At 63.3% G+C, this 17966-nt stretch carries 6 protein-coding genes; all 6 read right to left on the bottom strand.

The features are described from left to right. Positions 1-1399: beta strand repeat-containing protein (locus PMI42_RS25420; protein WP_008139406.1), on the bottom strand; the 1399-nt coding region annotated here is incomplete at its 3' end. A 717-nt stretch (positions 1400-2116) separates the two neighbouring features. After that, positions 2117-3568, bottom strand: a complete 1452-nt coding sequence (locus PMI42_RS25415; protein WP_008139405.1) for a tetratricopeptide repeat-containing glycosyltransferase family protein — start codon at positions 3566-3568, stop codon at positions 2117-2119. A 20-nt stretch (positions 3569-3588) separates the two neighbouring features. Continuing rightward, on the bottom strand, positions 3589-13467 hold the full coding sequence (locus PMI42_RS25410) for an S-layer family protein (protein ID WP_008139403.1): 9879 nt from the start codon (positions 13465-13467) through the stop codon (positions 3589-3591). 41 nt (positions 13468-13508) lie between these two features. After that, entirely contained in the window at positions 13509-15494 is a 1986-nt protein-coding gene (locus PMI42_RS25405; protein WP_008139401.1) for a tetratricopeptide repeat protein, read from the bottom strand. 773 nt (positions 15495-16267) lie between these two features. After that, positions 16268-17317 carry a LacI family DNA-binding transcriptional regulator gene (locus PMI42_RS25400; protein WP_008139399.1) on the bottom strand — a complete coding sequence of 350 codons (1050 nt, stop codon included), beginning with the start codon at positions 17315-17317 and terminating at the stop codon, positions 16268-16270. Then, a complete protein-coding gene (locus tag PMI42_RS25395; RefSeq protein WP_008139397.1) occupies positions 17314-17958 on the bottom strand; it encodes a ThuA domain-containing protein in 645 nt (214 codons plus the stop codon). The genes PMI42_RS25400 and PMI42_RS25395 overlap by 4 nt, the downstream gene beginning before the upstream one ends. Positions 17959-17966 lie beyond the last annotated feature (8 nt).

Raw genomic sequence — 17966 nt, 5'->3', positions numbered from 1 at the left:
CGTTGCTACCGGCAATGTCCAAATAGCCGTTAACACTGCCGACGAGGATCGAGCTCGCGCCGCTGACGTTCACCTTGTTGTAGTTGCCGCTCAGGCTGACCACGTCGCCGGTCCCACCAAGCGTCACCGTATTGCCGGTGCCTGAGATCGTCGCCGACGTCACCGCCGATGTGTTCAGCGTGTTATAGTTGCCGTTGACCGTGAGCGTGTCACTGGTCCCGACCAATGTCACCTGATCGCTGACCCCGGTCACCGTCACGTAATTTCCGTTGCCCGTCACCGTCGCCGAGCTTCCGGTCCCGCTCACCGTCGCGAACACCGTGCCGGTCGTCGTGATCGTCTCACCGGTTCCGGCAACACTTACCGAGCCGCCCGATGCATTCACCGTCTCGTTGTTGCCGTTCAGCGTGACCGAGCCGCTGCCAATCGACACCGTGTTGCCGCTGCCGTTGATCACCGCCGAGCTGCCCGAGCCGGTGAAGGTGAAGCTCGCCGCACTCGTCGTGGTGATCGTGTCTCCGACTGCTCCAATGGTGACGGTGTCGCCGGCCCCGGTCAGAGTCACGTTGGCAAAATTGCCGTTGCCGTTGATCGTGAGCGTCTCGTTGTTACCGTTCAGCGTCGCGTTATCCATGTAGCCGGAAATGACTACGTTGTTGCCGTTGCCGGTCACCGACAACGTGTCGGTGCTACCGCTGAGATACAGCGTATTGCTGTTCCCGTTCAGCGTCAGTCCGTGCCGGTCGCTACCATCGCTCAACGTGTTGCTATCGCCGACGATGGTCAACGAGCCGCCGACGACCGCCCCCACCGAACCGTGCGCACGACTGACATTCGCGGTCACGTAGTTACCGCTGATGTTTACGCTGTCGCTGGTTCCCGTGAGCGTGACGTTGTCGTTGGTGCCGTTCAACAAGACATAAACGCTATTGCCTCCCAGCGTCACCGAGTTGCCGGTTCCCAGGATCGTCGCCGACGTCACCGCCGAGGTGTTCAATGTGTTGTAATTGCCGCTGACCGTGAGCGTATCGCTGGTCCCGCTCAACGTCACCTGGTCGCTGGTTCCGGCGATCGTCACATCGGCACCATTGCCGGTCACCGTCGCACTATCGAAGTTGCTACTTAGTGTGACCGAGGCATTGTTTCCGCTGACCGTCACCGTATCGCTGACAGCACTCAGCGTGACACGGGCGCCGTCGCCGTTCACCACCCCCGAACTGTTCGCGCTGACGATCGACAGAACGTCGTTCGTCCCGTTGACCGTGATCGTGCCGCTCGGCGTGTTCAGCTGCACCCAGCCCGAATTAACCAGCACCGTGTCATTGGTACCGGTTACGATCAGGCTGCTGCCATCGGTGAGCGAAATCGTGGTGTTGCTGACATTCGTCGTATTAGGCATTCCCGCCTCCCCGGAACCGACAGTCGACCGTTCGAATCACGCAGTACGCAACACGCAACACAGGCAACGATACGTTGCTCGGGTGTCGGCCGGCTCGTGGATAACGGTCCCCGCGCATCGCGCGCCGTGTCGTCGATCATGCCCGGCTGGGATTACGGACAACCGCTTCAACAGATTTCGGGACGCAGGCGACCATCAGCATCGACGTAAACGCCGCGCCGGACTCCCTGCGATGTGCTTCTGCTGATTGAATGGATGTGCCGCTGTGCGAACTGCGACGAGTAGTTGCTACTCAGCCTCGTTCGTGACGGGCGCGAGATGAGAAAGGGACGTCATTCACATTCGCAAGCCAACTTCCCTCTATTCCCCCGCACTACCCTTATGTGCAGGGTCAGAATGTCGCAACCCATAGCAAAGAGCAAGACACGATCGGAAATAATTTTGGGGAGCACTTTCGTGCGCGGTTCAAAATGAGGAACCCACATGCATGCGCTTCGAAACTGAACACAGGCAGTCGAATCCGGCCATAACTCCCACTGTTCAAGAACATCTATAATTGTCGGAAATATTTGCGCGGAGATTTTTTCCTCAACCTGCCGCGCAGCGCGCGCACACGTCCTTTGCGCGATCGATCTCGTCGCGACCGGCCGCCCGGACCATGCCAGGTTTTGGAAAAACTTCCTCGCTGATCATTCGGCGGACAGCGGCGGCAATTCATCAGCGCACTTGCCCGACGCTGAACAATGGCACCTTGACCGTGGCCAACTTCATCAGCTCGATGGCGACGCTGTCGAGAACATGGTCCCAGTCACCCTCGATACGGGGGCGGAATAATCGCGCCGATGGATACCAGGGACTATCGGCGCGCTCGAGCAGCCATAGCCAGTGCGCCGAATGGCCGAGCAAAATCCAGACGGGGACGCCAAGCCCGCCAGCAAGGTGGGCGACGGCACTGTCGGTCATGATGACCAGGTCAAGATTGGCGACGACGGCCGCCGTATCTGCAAAATCGCTCAACTCCGGTGCGAGATCAATGATCGGCCGGCGCAGCTCGACGGCCTGCAGTTCCTTCTCGGGGGGGCCCTTCTGCAAACTGTAAAGCTGCACGCCCGGAAAATCGACGGCTTGCAGGAGGCGATCGAGCGAAATGGCACGCTCGGCATTCTTTTCAAACGTTACGCTGCCCGACCAAACGATGCCGACCTTCAGGCAACCCGCACCCTTTCGAAGATAGGGTTCGAATTTTGCTCCGCGCTCCGCCGGAGCCGAGAGATAGGGTTGAGCCGGAAGCCGGGACAGATCCGGCGTGAAAAGTCCGGGAAGGCTGCAGAACGAGCAGTGATAGTCTGCCTCCGGCAACGGCTCACCCTTCGGAATGACCTGATCTGCAACGCCAAACGAGGCGACCAGGGAGCACAGCGCCGGCTGACATTCGACGATCAGCTCACCGCCCAATCCCTTGACGCGCGGCAGATATCGCAGGGCCCACAGCGTGTCGCCAAACCCCTGCTCCGCGAGCACGACGAGCCGGTTGCCGGGATATGGGGTCCCCGTCCATTGGCGGCCGGAGACCGATCTTGCCGGTATCTGACCGGAAACAAGGCGGACTTCATAGTCCACCCAGCCCTTCCGGTAATTTCCCAGGTGAAGAAAGCTGCGGGCCCTGTCCCATCGGGCGACGTGAAAATCCGGTTGCAACGCTAGCGCGCGGTCGAAGGCCAGGATGGCCTCGCCGTGCTGCCCCATTTCCGCATAACACAAACCGAGATTGTGATGAAGGAACGCCTCTTCGCTTGAAAGACCGATCGCCCGCTGATGGCAGGCGATCGCGACGTTGTAGTATTTGAGATGCTTGAACGCGGTACCCAGATTATTCCATATGCCCGCGCCCATCGGACTGAATTCGAGGGCGTCGCGATACCATCTCAACGCATCGGACTGGCGCTTCATCGCCGAAAGCACGTAGCCGTTCGCATTGATCAGGTCGCCGTTCTCGGGATGCCGTCCCATTGCCTCCCGGATCAGCGCCTGGACCTCATCGTACTTCCTGGCCGAGACCAATTCGGTAACCTGCCCGAGGACCTCGCCCACGGACAGACTACGGCCCCGGGACGGAGGCTCAGATGCGACGCCCTGAACCTCCGCAAACTGATCGACACGTACGGTCATTGGATCTGAAGCTCGCTCCATCAGTGCCAGGCAGCAGCCAACGCAGTCTGCAAGCCGGGATCGTTCGGCATCTGACCATTGCCCGCCGCGGTGGGATCGAAAGCAGGATTGTTCTGCTCGAACGTCGCCATCGCCTGGACGAGCTGCGAGACACCGCTATCGATTTTCAGACCGTCAGCGGCCAGAATATCCTGTAGCCCGTTGCTCGGATCGGCGAACCAATTGGCCACAGTGATATGCCGGGTCGTGCCCATGACGTCGATCACGAGGTCGTTGCCGGATTGCAGGAACCAGAGATTGTCGTGATTTACGCCGCCCTGGAGCTCGAGCTCCCCGCTGGCCGACCCCGATGACGAAATGTTGTCGATGGTCGTGTCGCCGTTTCCAGCAAGGTAGATCGTTTGATTGCCGTTGCCGACCAGGGTGGTGACGCCTGCTCCGGCCACGAGCGTGTTGCCGTCGCCGATGGCCGTCAGCGTATCGTCCGTGCCCGTGACCGCCACAATATTGCCGGACCCGACCACCGTCGCGGTGGACGAACTTCCCGACAGTGTCACGCCGGCATTGCTGACCGTGATCGCATCACCGCTGCCGGTCGCATTGATACTCGTACCGGCCCCGTTGTTGGTCAGCGTCAGCGTGTCGTTCGCGCCAAGCGTCACCTGATCGGAAAAGCCACCGGCATCCACCATTGCGGCAACATTGCTCGCTAGGGTTACGGCCGTGGCCGCGGTGGTCGTCACCACGGCGCCCGTCGCGTTGAGCGCGATCGTGCCGCCTCCCGCCGTCAGCGTGTCGTTCGTGCCGATGACGACGACCGCATTCCCCGTTCCCGTCACCACCGCGGAACTGCCGGTTCCCGCGAGGGTCACCGCCGTCGCGTTCCCCGCTACGGTCTCCGATGCCCCCGACACGGTGACCGCATCACCCGTTCCCGTCACGACCACGGTATCGCCGGATCCGGTCACCGCGAGAGCCGCCGAGCTTGCTGACAACGTCACCGCGGAATTGCTCGCCGCGATCACATCGCCGGTGCCGATGACAGTGACCACGGCGTTGCCGGCATTGAGCAGCGTCAGCGTATCGTTCGCCCCGAGCGTCACCTGGTCAGCCAAGCCGCCAGCGTCCAAGGTTGCGGCGATGTTGCTGGCCAGGGTTACGGCCGTCGCCGCCGTCGTCGTCACCATGGCGCCCGCGCCATTGACGGCGATCGTGCCGCCTCCCGCGGTCAACGTGTCGTTCGTGCCTGTGACAACGACCGCATTCCCGCTGCCCGTCACCACCGCAGAGCTGCTCGTTCCCGAGAGCGTCACCGCGGCATTGCTGACGGTGATCGCATCACCATGACCGGTCGCCTTGATGCTGGTACCGGCGCCGTTGTTAGTCAGCGTCAGTGTGTCGTTCGCACCAAGCGTCACCTGGTCGGCGAAGCCGCCGGCATCCACCGTTGCGGCAATATTGTTCGCCAGGGTTATGGCCGTCGCCGCAGTGGTCGTCACCACGGCGCCCGTGCCGTTGACGGCGATCGTGCCGCCGCCCGCGGTCAGGGTGCCGTTCGTCCCCGACACAACGATCGCGTTGCCCGTGCCCGTCACGACGGCTGAGCTGGCGGTTCCCGACAACGTCACGGCGGCATTGCTGACCGTGATCGCATCGCCAGCACCGGTCGCCTTGATGCTGGTACCGGCGCCGTTGTTGGTCAGTGTCAGCGTGTCATTCGCCCCCAGCGTTATCTGATCCGCGAAGCCTCCGGCATTCACTGTCGCCGCGATATTGCTTGCAAGGGTGATGGCCGTGGCGGCCGTCGTCGTCACCATGGCGCCCGTGCCATTGACGGCGATCGTGCCGCCTCCCGCGGTCAGCGTGTCGTTGCTGCCGGCCACGACGATCGCGTTCGCCGTCCCCGTCACGACGGCGGAACTGCTCGTTCCCGTGAGCGTCACCGCCGTCGAATTCGCCGAAACGGTGTCCGATGTCCCCGACACGGTGACCGCATCGCCCGTCCCGGTCACCACCACCGTGTCGCTGGACCCGGTCACGGCGAGAGTCGCCGAGCTCGCCGACAGCGTCACCACCGCATTGTTCGCAGCGAGCGTGCCGCCGGTGCCGGTCGCCTTCAGCACCGTGTTGGCGCCATTGAGCAGCGTCAGCGTGTCGTTCGCCCCGAGCGTCACCTGATCGGCGAAGCCGCCGGCATCCAGGGTCACCGCGATATTGCTTGCCAGGGTTATCGCAGTCGCCGCGGTGGTCGTCACCGAGGCGCCCGTGGCATTGACCGCAATCGTGCCGCTTCCCGCGGTCAGCGTGTCGTTCACGCCCGCGACGACGATCGCATCGCCGCTGCCCGTCACCACGGCGGAGCTGCCGGTGCCCGTCAGCGTCACCGCAGTCCCGTTCGCCGCGACCGCATTCGACGACCCTGACACGGTCAACGCATTGCCCGTTCCGATGACCGTAATCGTGTCGCCAGACCCGTGCACCGTCGCGGTGGAGGTGGTTGCGATCAATGTCACCTCCGTATTGTCGACATTGACCAGGTCGCGCGTGCCGATGATCTGGAGCGTGCCGCTCACGCCACCGGCATTGATCGTCACGACGTCGTCGGAGCCGCTGACGAGGACCGATCCGAACGGCACGCCGTTGGCGACCACGACCTCGTTGTTGCCGCTGACGACGATGATGTTGTTTTCGCCATCCAGAACGTTGGCGACGCCCCCGCCGTTGCCGCTGAAGATGACGTTCGCATTGTCGACATAGATCGTATCGCCGCCGCCCGTGGCGGTCACGAACGACAGATTGGCGGGATCATCGAGCACCAGCGTGTCGTTGCTGCCCAGCGTCGCCCGTGTCAGGAAGCCGCCGGCATGCACCTCGGCAGCGACATTGTTCGCCAAGGTCACGGTGGTGGCCGCGGTGGTCGTCAGCACCGCGCCCGTGGCATTGAGCGCGACCGTGGCGTCTCCCGCGGTCAACGTATCGTTGATGCCCGTGACGACGATCGTATCCCCACCACCCGTCACGACGGCAGTGCTGCCCGTTCCGGTCAGCGTGATCGCCGTCGAGTTTGCCGTTATCGGCACGAACGATCCGGATACCGTGACCGCGTCGCTCGTTCCGGTCACCACCACCGAATTGCCCGACCCGATCACCGTCGCGCTCGACGAGGTCCCGGACAGCGTCACCGCCGTATTGGTGACGTTCAGGACATCCTGCTTGCCGCTGACCAGGACGGTTTCGCTCGCGCCACCGGCGTTGATCGTCAGCGTGTCGCCCGTGCCGCTGATCACCACCGGTCCATTGGGGCTCCCGTTGAGAGTCACGACCTGGCTCGTGCCGCTCAAGGTGACCTGATCGCTCGATCCCGTCAGCGTATTGCCAACTCCTGCGCCATTGCCGCTGAAGTTCACGGCGACATTGCTGTTGTTGATCGTATTGCCACCGCCGGTCACCGTGAGTCCGGTGCCGGCGGCGTAGTTGATCAGCGTCAACGCGTCGTTGGACCCAAGCGTGACCTGGTCGGCAAAGCCGCCGGCATCCACCGTCGCGGCAATGTTGCTTGCCAGCGTCAGCGTCGTCGCCGCGGTCCCCGTCAGCACGGCGCCCGTCGCGTTGATGGCGATCGTGCCGCCACCCGCGGTCAACGTGTCGTTCGCGCCTGCAATGACGATCGCATTCCCCGCCCCCGTCACCACGGCCGACGTGCTGCTTCCCGTCAGCGTGATCGCCGTCGAGTTCGCCGTCACCGGCACGAACGATCCGGACACTGCGACAGCGTCGCCGGTCCCCGTGACGACCACCGAGTTGCCGGATCCCGACACCGCGACGGCCTCATTCGCCCCGGTCACAGCAACCGCATTTCCAGAGCCGTTCACGGTCGCGCTGGACCCCGTCCCGGACAGCGTCACCGCCGTATTGGTGACGTTCAGGACTTCCTGCGCGCCGCTGACCAGAACCGTTCCACTCGCGCCACCGGCATTGATCGTCAGCGTATCAGCGGTCCCGCTGACCACGACCGGGCCGTTGGGCGCCCCGTTGACGGTCGCAACCTGGCTCGCACCGCTCAGCGTGACCTGGTCATTCGACCCGGTCAGCGTGCTGGCGAGATATGCGCCGTTGCCGCCGAACGTGACAGCGGCGTTGCTGACAGTGATGGTATCACCGCCACCGGCAGCCGTGACGGTGGTGCCGGCCCCATTGTTGGTGAGCGTCAGGGTGTCGTTAGTTCCAACCGTCACCTGCTCGGCAAAGCCGCCACCGTTCACCGTGGCGCCGGCATTGTTCGCCAGGAATATGGTGGTCGCCGCCGTCGCCGTCAGCACACCGCCTGTCGCATAGAATGCAATCGTGCCACCGCCCGCGGCTAGCGTGTCGTTTGCCCCCGTAACGGCGATCGCGTTTCCTGTCCCGGACACCACAGCCGAGCTGCTGGTCCCGGTGAGGATGATCGCCGTCGAAGTCGCAGTCACCGTGTCCGACGTCCCGGACACTGTCACCGTATCGCTGGTCCCGGCCACGACCACCGTATCGCTCGATCCGGCGACGACCAGAGTCGCCGAGCTTGCCGACAGCGTGACCGCGACGTTGCTGGCGGCAACACCGTTACCGGTCCCGGTGGCTGTCACCGTCGAGCCCGCGGCATTGGTCAGCGTGAGCGCATCGTTCGTCCCGAGGGTGAACTGCTCGGCAAAACCGCTTGCACTCACCGTTGCGGCAACATTGTTTGCCAGAGTCACGGGCGTCGCCGCGGTGGTCGTCACCACGGCGCCTGTCGCATTGATCGCGATCGAGCCGCCGCCTGCGGTCAGCGTGTCGTTCGTGCCCGCAACGACGATCGTGTTTCCAGCGCCCGACACCAAGGCCGAGCTGCCGGTCCCGGTCAGCGTGAGCGTCGTCGAGCTGGCGTTCACGCTGTTCGACGTCCCGGACACCGTCACAATATCCTTCGTCCCGGCCACAACCACCGTATCGCTCGATCCGGCCACGGCAAGGGTCGCCGAGCTGGCCGATAGCGTCACCATGGCATTGCTCACGGTGATCGCATCACCGGTGCCCGTGGCAGTGATCACCGAGCCTGCGGCATTGCCGATCGATACCGTATCATTCGCCCCAAGCGTCACCTGGTCGGCAAAGCCACCACTATTCACCGATGCGGTGACACCATTGGCGAGGGTTATCGCCGTCGCCGCGGTGGTCGTGACTACGGCGCCCGTCGCATTGACGGCAATGGTGCCGCCACCCGCTGTCAGCGTGTCGTTCGCGCCCGCAAGGACAATGGTATTTCCTGTCCCCGTCACGACGGCCGAGCTGCTGGTCCCGGTCAGGGTCAGCGTCGTCGAGCTCGCCGTCACCTTTTCAGAGGCGCCGGACAGCGTCAGCGTATCCTTGGTCCCGGTCACGACCACCGTGTCGTTCGATCCTGTTACGGCGAGGGTTGCCGAGCTTGCCGACAGCGACACCGTGACATTGCTGGCGGTGATCGCATCGCCGCTTCCCGTGGCTGTCACCACCGAGCCCGCCGCATTGGTCAGCGTCAGCGCACCGTTCGCACCGAGCGTCACCTGATCGGCAAAGCCGCCGGTATCCACCGTTGCCGCGACACTGTTCGCCAAGGTTACGGTTGCGGCCGCGGTAGACGTCACCACGGCGCCCGTCGCGTTGAGCGTGATCGCACCGCCGCTGGTGGTCAGCGTATCGCTCGTGCCGTTGACGACGATCGCATTTCCCGCACCGGTCACCACGGCCGAGGTGCTCGTGCCCGCCAACGTCACAAAGCTGCTGGTAGCGTTCAAGCTCTGGTTTGCACCGGTCAAGGTGACGCTGACGCCAATTCCGCTGGTCGAAATCGAGTTGCCGGTTCCGGTGATCACGGTGCCGGCCGAACCTGATACCAGGGTCACAGCCGTATTGGTCACATTGATCGTGTCGTTCACGCCGCTGACCACGACGTTGCCGCTGGCCCCACCGGCGTTGATCGTCAGGGTGTCCTTGGTGCCGCTGACCACGACCGGGCCGTTGGGCGCACCGTTCACGGTCACCACCTGGCTCGCTCCGCTCAACGTGATCTGGTCGTTCGACCCGTTGAGGGTGCTGGCAACACTCGCGCCATTGCCGGCAAAGGTCACGGTGGCATTGCTGACCGCGATCGTATCACCGCCACCGGTGGCTGTGACGCTCGTACCAGCACCGTTGTTGGTCAGTGTCAGCCTGTCGCCCGCTCCGACGGTCACCTGATCGGCAAACCCGCCGGCGTCAATCGTTGCAACGACACTGTTCGCCAGAGACACAGTGGTGGCCGCAGTAGTCGTCAACACGGCGCCCGATCCATTGAGCGCAATCGTGCTGCCGCCGGCGGTCAGCGTATCGTTTGCTCCTGTAACGGCAATCCCGGCCGTCATAGTGCCCGTCACCACGGCCGAGCTGCTTGTTCCCCCCAAGACCAGCCAGTTGCTGGTCCCCATCGCCTGAACCGTGTTGTTGGCACCGTAAAGCGTCACGCCGGACGCCGCCCCCGCCAGTGCTATCGCCGTGTTGGCCATAACCAGTGTTTCGTTCGTGCCAGTGACCAGCGCGGTGCCGCTCGCGCCCCCGGCGTTGACCGTTACTTGGTCGTACGATCCACTGATCGTCACATTGCTCGCTGCGCCGCCGGTGTTGATCACCACGGCGTCGTTGCCTCCGCTGACGACCGCGTTGCCACTGGCGCCGCCGGTATTGATCAGCACGCTGTTACTAGACCCGCCGATCAGCGCAGTACCGGCCGGCGCCCCGTTGATCGTCACCGCGGAGGCAGTCCCCGTCACCGTCACCTGATCATTCGACCCGGTCAGCGTGGCGTGGGAGCTCGTTGCGCCAAACACCACGGACGCATTACTTGCGAGGATGACGTCACTGCCGCCGGACCATATGGTCGAGCCTGCAGCGTTATTGGTGAGCTGCAGCCAGTTGCTGCCGTTCAAGGTAATCTGGTCGGCGAATCCCGCGGCGTCTATCAGCGCCGACGCGCCAAATGCCAGAGTGATCGCGTCGCCGCCCGCCGTCAACGATTCGCTTGTGCCTGCGACGTAAATCGAAGCCGGCATTCCCGTGACCACCACCGAGCTGCTCGAGCTTAGCAGCGCGATCCCCTCGTTCGATCCGGTCACCTGAACCGTGTTGTTGGTGCCGTTGAGTGATACGCTGGATCCCGTCCCCGACAGTGTCACCGCCGTGTTGTTCACATACAGCGTGTCGTTAACGCCGCTGACCAGCACACCGCCGCTTACGCCGCCCGCGTTGAGCGCCACCCAGTTGTTGGAGCCGGTGACGATCACCGGGCCGGCAGGAACGCCGTTGATCGTGACACTCTGATAAGTCCCGCTCACGGTCACCTGATTGCTGTCGCCGGTCAGGGTCATGTAAGCCGGATAACCGCTATGGCCGACAGCGGCGAACACCACCGACGCATTGCTGGCGTTGATAATATCGTAAAAGCTGTAGCCATAGTTGGCGGAAACCGTGATGGTCGAGCCCGCCGCATTATTGATCAGCGTCAGCCTGTCGGAAAAGCTGAGCCAGATCTGGTTCATCATTCCTGCGGCATCGATCGTCGCCGTAGAGCCGACCGCCAGCGAGATCGTGTTACCGCTTCCTGTCAGTGCGACGCTTGCATCCTGCGCAATGGTGATCGCATTTCCGGTCCCCGTCACGACCGCGGAAGTGCTCGTGCCCGACATCGTCAGCGTCGATGAACTGGCGATCACCGTGTTCGACGTGCCCGACACCGCGACGCTTTCGTTCGATCCGGTCACCTGAACCGTGTTGCTGGTGCCGCCCACCGACACGCTGGATCCCGTCCCCGCGAGCGTCACAGCCGTGTTGCTGGCAAGGACGGTCGCGCGCACGCCGGTGACCACGACATTGCTGCTTGCTCCCCCGGCATTAATGATCACCTGGTCGTCAGTCCCGCTGATCGACGCGCCGCCGCTCGCCCCGCCGGTGTTGATCGTTACGCTATTCTTGGATCCGCCGACCAGCACGCTGCTCGGGACTCCGTTGATCGTCAGCCCCTCGCTGCTCCCGCTCAAGGTCACCTGATCGTTCGATCCGGTCAGCGTGGCGCCGGATGCCTGGCCAGTCGTCCCGGTGAAATTCACTGATGCATTGCTTGCGATGATCGATTGATTGCCGTTGGCCGATATCGTGGTGCCGACAGCGTTATTGATCAGATTCAGACTGTTGCTGGCGTAAAGGACCAGCTGATCGACCATTCCCTGGGCATCCACCGTCGCCGAAGCACTGCTCGTCAACGCGATCCAGTCACCTCCTGCCGTCAACGTGTCGGCTGTGCCTGACACATAGATCGCCACCGGCGAACCCGTCACCACCGCCGAGCTGCTGACGCCCGTCAGTGTGACCGTCTCGTTCGCTCCCGTCACCTGAACGGTGTTGTTGGCGCCGCTCACAGACAGACTGGATGATGTCCCCGCCAGTGTCACCGCCGTATTGGACACAGCGAGGCCGTCGCGCATGCCGGTGACCAGGACGTTGCCGCTCACGCCACCGGCATTGATCGTCACGCTGTCGTCGTTCCCGCTGACCACGACGAGGCCACTCGGAGCCCCATTGACCAACACCGCCAGGCTGTTCGCAGTCACGGTCACCTGATCGTTGGAGCCGGTCAGCGTGGCAGCCGATGGCGCGCCGGCCAATCCGAGGAACGTCACGGCCGCATTGCTGGCGGTGATCGTGTCATAGCCGCTTGCCGTGATGCTGCTGCCCGCAGCGTTGTTGGTCAGCGTCAGGCGGTTGTTGCCAGCCAAAGTCACCTGATCGGCCAATCCTGCGGCGTCGATGATCGCCGAGGCGCTGGCCGTCAACGTGATCGCGTCGCCTCCCGCGGTCAACGTGTCGTTCGTGCCTGAAACGTAAATCGCGACCGGGGTGCCCGTCACCACCGCCGAGCTGCTCGTACCTGTCAGCGTGACCGTCTCGCTCGGTCCCGTCACCTGAACCGTGTTGTTGGTGCCGCTCACGGTCAGGGCGGACGATGTCCCCGTCAGCGTCACCGCCGTGTTGGTCACGTTCACAGTGTCGTTCGTGCCGCTGACCAGCACGCTGCCGGCGGCTCCACCCGCGTTGACGGTCAGGCTGTCGTTGGAGCCGCTCACCAATATCTGGCCGTTGGGAACGCCATTGACGGTCACCGCCAGCTTGCTGCCGCTCACTGTCACCTGGTCGTTGACACCCGTGATCGAATTGTTGATGAGCGTCGTTCCCGTATTCACGCCGGTAAAATTCACCGCCACATTGCTGGCCGTGATCACATCGCCAGTGCCGGTTGCGCCGGTGGCCAGGATGTGGACGCCGTCGCCATTGTTGGCGAGGGTGAACGTATTCGACGCCCCAAGCGTCACCTGATCGACGAACCCGACCGCGTTCACAGTCGCGCTGGCGCCGTTCCCCAGCGTCAGCTTGGTGTCCGCCGTGGTCGTCAGCACGGTGCCTGCAGCATTGATCGCGATCGTGCCGCCGCCCGCCGTCAGCGTATCGTTCCCGCCGGCGACGACGATCGAATTGCCATCGCCCGTCACCACCACCGAGGTGCTCGTCCCCGTCAGCGTCACCGCGGACGAGCTCGCCACCAGGGTCTCCAGCACGCCCGACAGCGTCACCGTATCGTTCGTGCCGGTGACGGTCACGATATTGCCGGCACCGATCACGGTGGCGCTGGACGACGTGCCCGTCAGCGTCACCTGCGTCGAGCTGGCGATGACCGTATCGGCGACGCCGGTGATGGTGACACTGTCGCTGATGCCGGTGACGGTCACGACATCACTGTTCCCGATCAGGATGAGGCTCTCGTCATTGGCGGAAACCGTGAGGCTCGTGTTCGAGGCAGTGCTCGTGACGGTCGTTGTCATGACTTCATTCCTGAATGACGAAGAATTCTGAGTTCGTGGCGTTACTGGACGGTGGATCGGGTCGGACTGAGCTTCTGGAGTTCGGCGCGCACGTCCTGGAGAACGCGACACCAGTCGCCGGGCTGAGGTTGCCGGAATTGCCGCAGCGTCGGATACCAGGGGCTGTCGTAGCGGTTCAGCAGCCACCGCCAGCACCGGTCGAAGCGATTGAGCAGCCAGACCGGACGACCAAGCGCTCCCGCAAGATGCACCACCGCGGTATCGACACTGATGACCAGATCCAGCGCCTCGATCAGCGCGGCAGTTTCACCGAAGTCGTGGAGGTCTTCGGTCCAATCGTGCAAGGACAGACCTGGCGGCCGCGACTGTTCGGCCGCCGGTCCCTTCTGCAATGAAACGAAACTCACCCCCGGCATGTCCGAGAGCTCCGAAAACCGCTCGAGCGGAATGGATCGGCGCCGGTCGGCCCCCATCGCCTGATTGCCCGCCCAGACGAGGCCGACCCGCAGGCCATCGAGCTGACCAATTCGCTGACACCAAGCCGCGGCGCGCTGCGGATCGGCACGGAGATAGGAAGCCTGCTGCGGGATGGTTTCGAGGGTGGTGCCCAGAACCCGCGGCAGGCTCAACAACGGGCAATGCAGATCGAATGGCGGCAGCGGGTCACCATGGGCGACGATGCGCTCAATTCCCGGCAACCCCGCCAGGAGCGGCACCAGCGGCCGCTGAACCTCGAGAACGACCCGCCGTCCCGCCGCGATGGCCGGCACGAAGCGGCAGAACTGGAGCGTGTCGCCGAAGCCCTGCTCCGCATGCAGCAGCAGGACGCGATCACCGATATCGCCGCCGTCCCAGAGCGGCTGGCTGAAGCCACGGAGATGCGGCTTGTTCTTGTCCTGCTTCCACCGCCACTCATACTCCCGCCATCCTTCATCGAACTGGCCGGCCAGCAACAGGGTGATCGCAAGGTTGGAATGCGCGTCGGGATAATCTGGCTTTTGCGACACCGCCGTTCGGAAGCTCTGAATGGCTTCATCGGGCCGCCCCAGATCGAACAGCAGGCTGCCGAGATTGCTGAGCGCCTCAGGCCAGGCCGGATTGCGATCGAGAGCTTCCCGATAGCAAGCCTCGGCTTCGTGAAAGCGGCCGGACTCGCGAAGGGCGTTGCCCAGGTTCAGTTGCGCCGAAACATAATCCGGCTTCAGACGCAAAGCCTCCCGGCAACATACCTCTGATTCCTCCGGTCGCCCCCGGATTCGCAGCAGATCACCTAGATTGTTCAAGGCCTCAGGGAAGCACGACTTGAGTTTGCAGGCCTCACGAAGGCCGGCCTCCGCCTCGTCGAAGCGACCCAATTTGGTCAGAAGAATGCCAAGGTTGTTATAGGCCTCCGCAAATGCGGGGTTGAGGCGCACGGCCTCGCGATAACAACGCTCGCATTCCTCGAAAGCAGACAGATCGAACAGCACGGCCCCGAGGTTGCTATGGGCCGCCGCAAAATCCGGCTTGCGCCGCAGCACCTGCCGAAAGTCGCCGATGGCGTCATCGAGATGTTTCCGCCTCACCAGCAGATTGGCGAGATTGAACCGGGCATCGACATGGTCGGGATCATATCGCAGCGCGAGCCGGTAATGGGCTTCCTCGCCCGCAGCGTCGCCGGATTCACCGAGCAGGATTCCGAGCTGATTGTGTGCATCGAGATTGTCGGGCTGATGCAACAGCGCCTCGCGGTAGCTCGCGACGGCCTCGTCCCTGCGTCCGAGCGCGCGCAAGACGGCGGCCATGTTGCTGTAATAGACGCCGGTGCAAGGCCGGAGCTTGATGGCACGGATGATGAAATCGAGCGCCTTGTCGGGCTGACCGGCCTGGAACGAAGCAACTCCCAGAAGATGAATACTGTCCGCATGGTCAGGCTCGGACGCCAATATCTGTCGATAGATGGCCTCGGCCTGCGGCAAGCGACCTGCGCGATGGTGCGCGAGGCCGGCCTCGAACGATGCGAATCCCGGCGACTCCTCGGCATACATTACGATTCGCCCCACCATCGATGCGACGACGCAGGATCCGACAGAAGGCGCTTCAAGCGCTCATCGCTCATGGACCCGGCTTGAAACACTCGAATCTCCCTCACGCCTCGCACCCGAACATTCTGCAACAACCGCCTTGAGCGAACCTGGACACACCTCGAGCGTCCACGCGTCAGCAGCCGCTCACGCGCGGTTTATTCCTCGTTTGTTTTGGATGCCCGCAGGAGCGGCCGGGCGAGTTATCGCGATCCGATAGCGGCCGTTATATGTGCGAGAGAGAGGTCGAGGGAGACATTCATTCCAGGCCGATCAACTTCCCTCACTGCCTCTACCCATGTGTGCGAAGGCAGAATGTCGCAACCGCGAAAAGAGAGCAAGACGCATTCCGAAATTTTTGGAAATAATTCTCACGCGCAAGAAAAACGTCGACTTGAACGCGGAAACGTCTTGTGGACTGCCTCTTTCGACACACGATCTGCGGCAATTGATTAGTCCACGATAAGAAATTGATTTACGAACCAAATCAAATTTGCATTCGCGCGAGTAGTTGAATGCCGAGAGTCCCGAATCCCACGTGCGCAATTCGGATTGAAGTTCGTTCTGGCCTACGACGACCAGAGCATGAAGCATGACCGATTCTTGAAAGCGCCGACGAGCGGAGTCTTGAAGCAGCATCAGGCCGCCGCTTCAGCCGCCGACATGGATCACCCTACGGCCCGCCGGGCTCGACACTTCAATAGGTGGCTAACTGCCAGCGCGAGATCAGGCGCCCCTTACGGCAGATTGTCCCGCAGGAAAATGTCGATGCGAATGCGCTCCTGGTCGGAGCTGATGGGCTCGCCCGAGCAATGTGCCAGCAGGACGCGCGCCGCCGAGCGCGCCTCGTGGCCGGGATCCTGGTTGATGATCGCATCGAGCGTGCCACGGACCAGAAAACGCCGCGTGTGCTGGGTCAATTCATGAGTGATCCAGACCACTTCGCGCGCGCGTCCCGAAGCTTCCAGCGCGTCGGCAATGCCACGATTGCCGGCACCGCAGCAATATATGCCACGGAGATCGGCATGGCGGGCCAGCAGCGCAGCCGTGAGCTTGCGTGTGCGCTCGCTGTCGTCGCGGCCCTCGATCACTGGCAGCGAGAGCAGGTTCGGATACTCGCTGGACAGGATCTGGTGGAAGCCGAACTGCCGCTCGGTGTGATCGCGCAGCGACAACGATCCCGCGATCACCGCAACTTTCCCGTCGTGACCGGCGAGGAAGCGTCCCATCAGGGTTGCCGCCGTTCGCCCGGCAGCCGGATTGTCGATTCCGACATAATGCAGACGCCGCGAGCTCGGCGCGTCCGACACGAGGGTCACCACGGCGGTCCCGCGCGCCACCAGTTCGTCGATCGCCGCACGCACCCTCGGATGGTCGAGCGCGATGACGGCGACCCCCTGATAGGCCGGCGACAGGCTTTCCAGCGCGCCGGCGAGCACATCCGGGTCGAAGACGTCGACATGGAGGATGTCGATGAAGCCGCGTTGGCCGGCAAGCCACTCCGCGGTGCGCTGGACCTGCTCGGTCAGGTTGGTCATGAAACTGTTGCTGCCGGTCGGCAGCACGAAGGCAAACCGAAAACTCTGCCCGCGCGCGAGCCGCGCCGCCGCGACGTCGGCACGGTAGCCGAGTTTCGCCACCGCCGCCTCGACCCGCGCGACCGTCTTGGCACGCACGCCCTCGCGCCGATTGACGACGCGGTCGACGGTGGCCAGCGAAACGCCCGCCGCGCGTGCGACGTCCTCGAGCGTGGCGCGAACCAACGGCTGCATCGCGCCAGCCGTCATTCGCGCGCCGCCCACAGCATGCCGCGGGTCATCAACGTCCGGATCTCCGGTACGTCGAGCTCGTAGGCGCGGTGGCCGAGCGAGGAATAGAACACCCTGCCCGCGCCGTAACGCTTCTTCCACACCACGGGCATGACGACGCCCTCGATCCAGGGCGCGTGCTCGCCGGTGAAGGTGGTCGTCGCCAACACCTCGTTGGCGGGGTCAACATGCATGTAGTATTGCTCGGAGCGATGCTCGAAACTCTTCAGACCCTTCATGATGGGGTCATCCGGCTTCGTCAAGTCGACCTTGTAGTCGATGATGTTGCCGGGATGTGCGACCCACTGCCCGCCACACAGGAACTGGTAATCGACGGAATCCCGGAATGCGTCACACATCCCGCCATGGTGGCCGGCGAGCCCGACGCCGCTGCGCACCGCCGCACAGAGATTGAGCGCCTCCGCCTTCTCGATCTTCGACATGGTGTAGATCGGGATAATCAGCGACAGATCGTGGATCGCGGGATCGGCAAAGGCCGCAGTCGTGGTCTCGACCCGCACCTCGAAGCCTTCCGCCTTCAACCAGCCACGGATCATCGAGGCACAGAGATCCGGATCATGTCCCGGCCAGCCACCCCAAACAATCATTGCCCTGCGCATGTTTCTGT

Origin of the sequence: Bradyrhizobium sp. YR681 (assembly GCF_000282615.1) — a bacterium.
Lineage (GTDB): Bacteria > Pseudomonadota > Alphaproteobacteria > Rhizobiales > Xanthobacteraceae > Bradyrhizobium.
The sequence above is the reverse complement of the archived record's forward strand: the minus strand, read 5'-3'. Positions and strand labels throughout refer to the sequence as shown.

Excerpts from the sequence above, each read along its gene's own strand:
- PMI42_RS25400 (WP_008139399.1), bottom strand. The coding sequence starts at position 17,317 with ATGACGGCTGGCGCGATGCAGCCGTTGGTTCGCGCCACGCTCGAGGAC.
- PMI42_RS25415 (WP_008139405.1), bottom strand. The coding sequence starts at position 3,568 with ATGACCGTACGTGTCGATCAGTTTGCGGAGGTTCAGGGCGTCGCATCT.
- PMI42_RS25410 (WP_008139403.1), bottom strand. The coding sequence starts at position 13,467 with ATGACAACGACCGTCACGAGCACTGCCTCGAACACGAGCCTCACGGTT.
- PMI42_RS25405 (WP_008139401.1), bottom strand. The coding sequence starts at position 15,494 with ATGTATGCCGAGGAGTCGCCGGGATTCGCATCGTTCGAGGCCGGCCTC.
- PMI42_RS25395 (WP_008139397.1), bottom strand. The coding sequence starts at position 17,958 with ATGCGCAGGGCAATGATTGTTTGGGGTGGCTGGCCGGGACATGATCCG.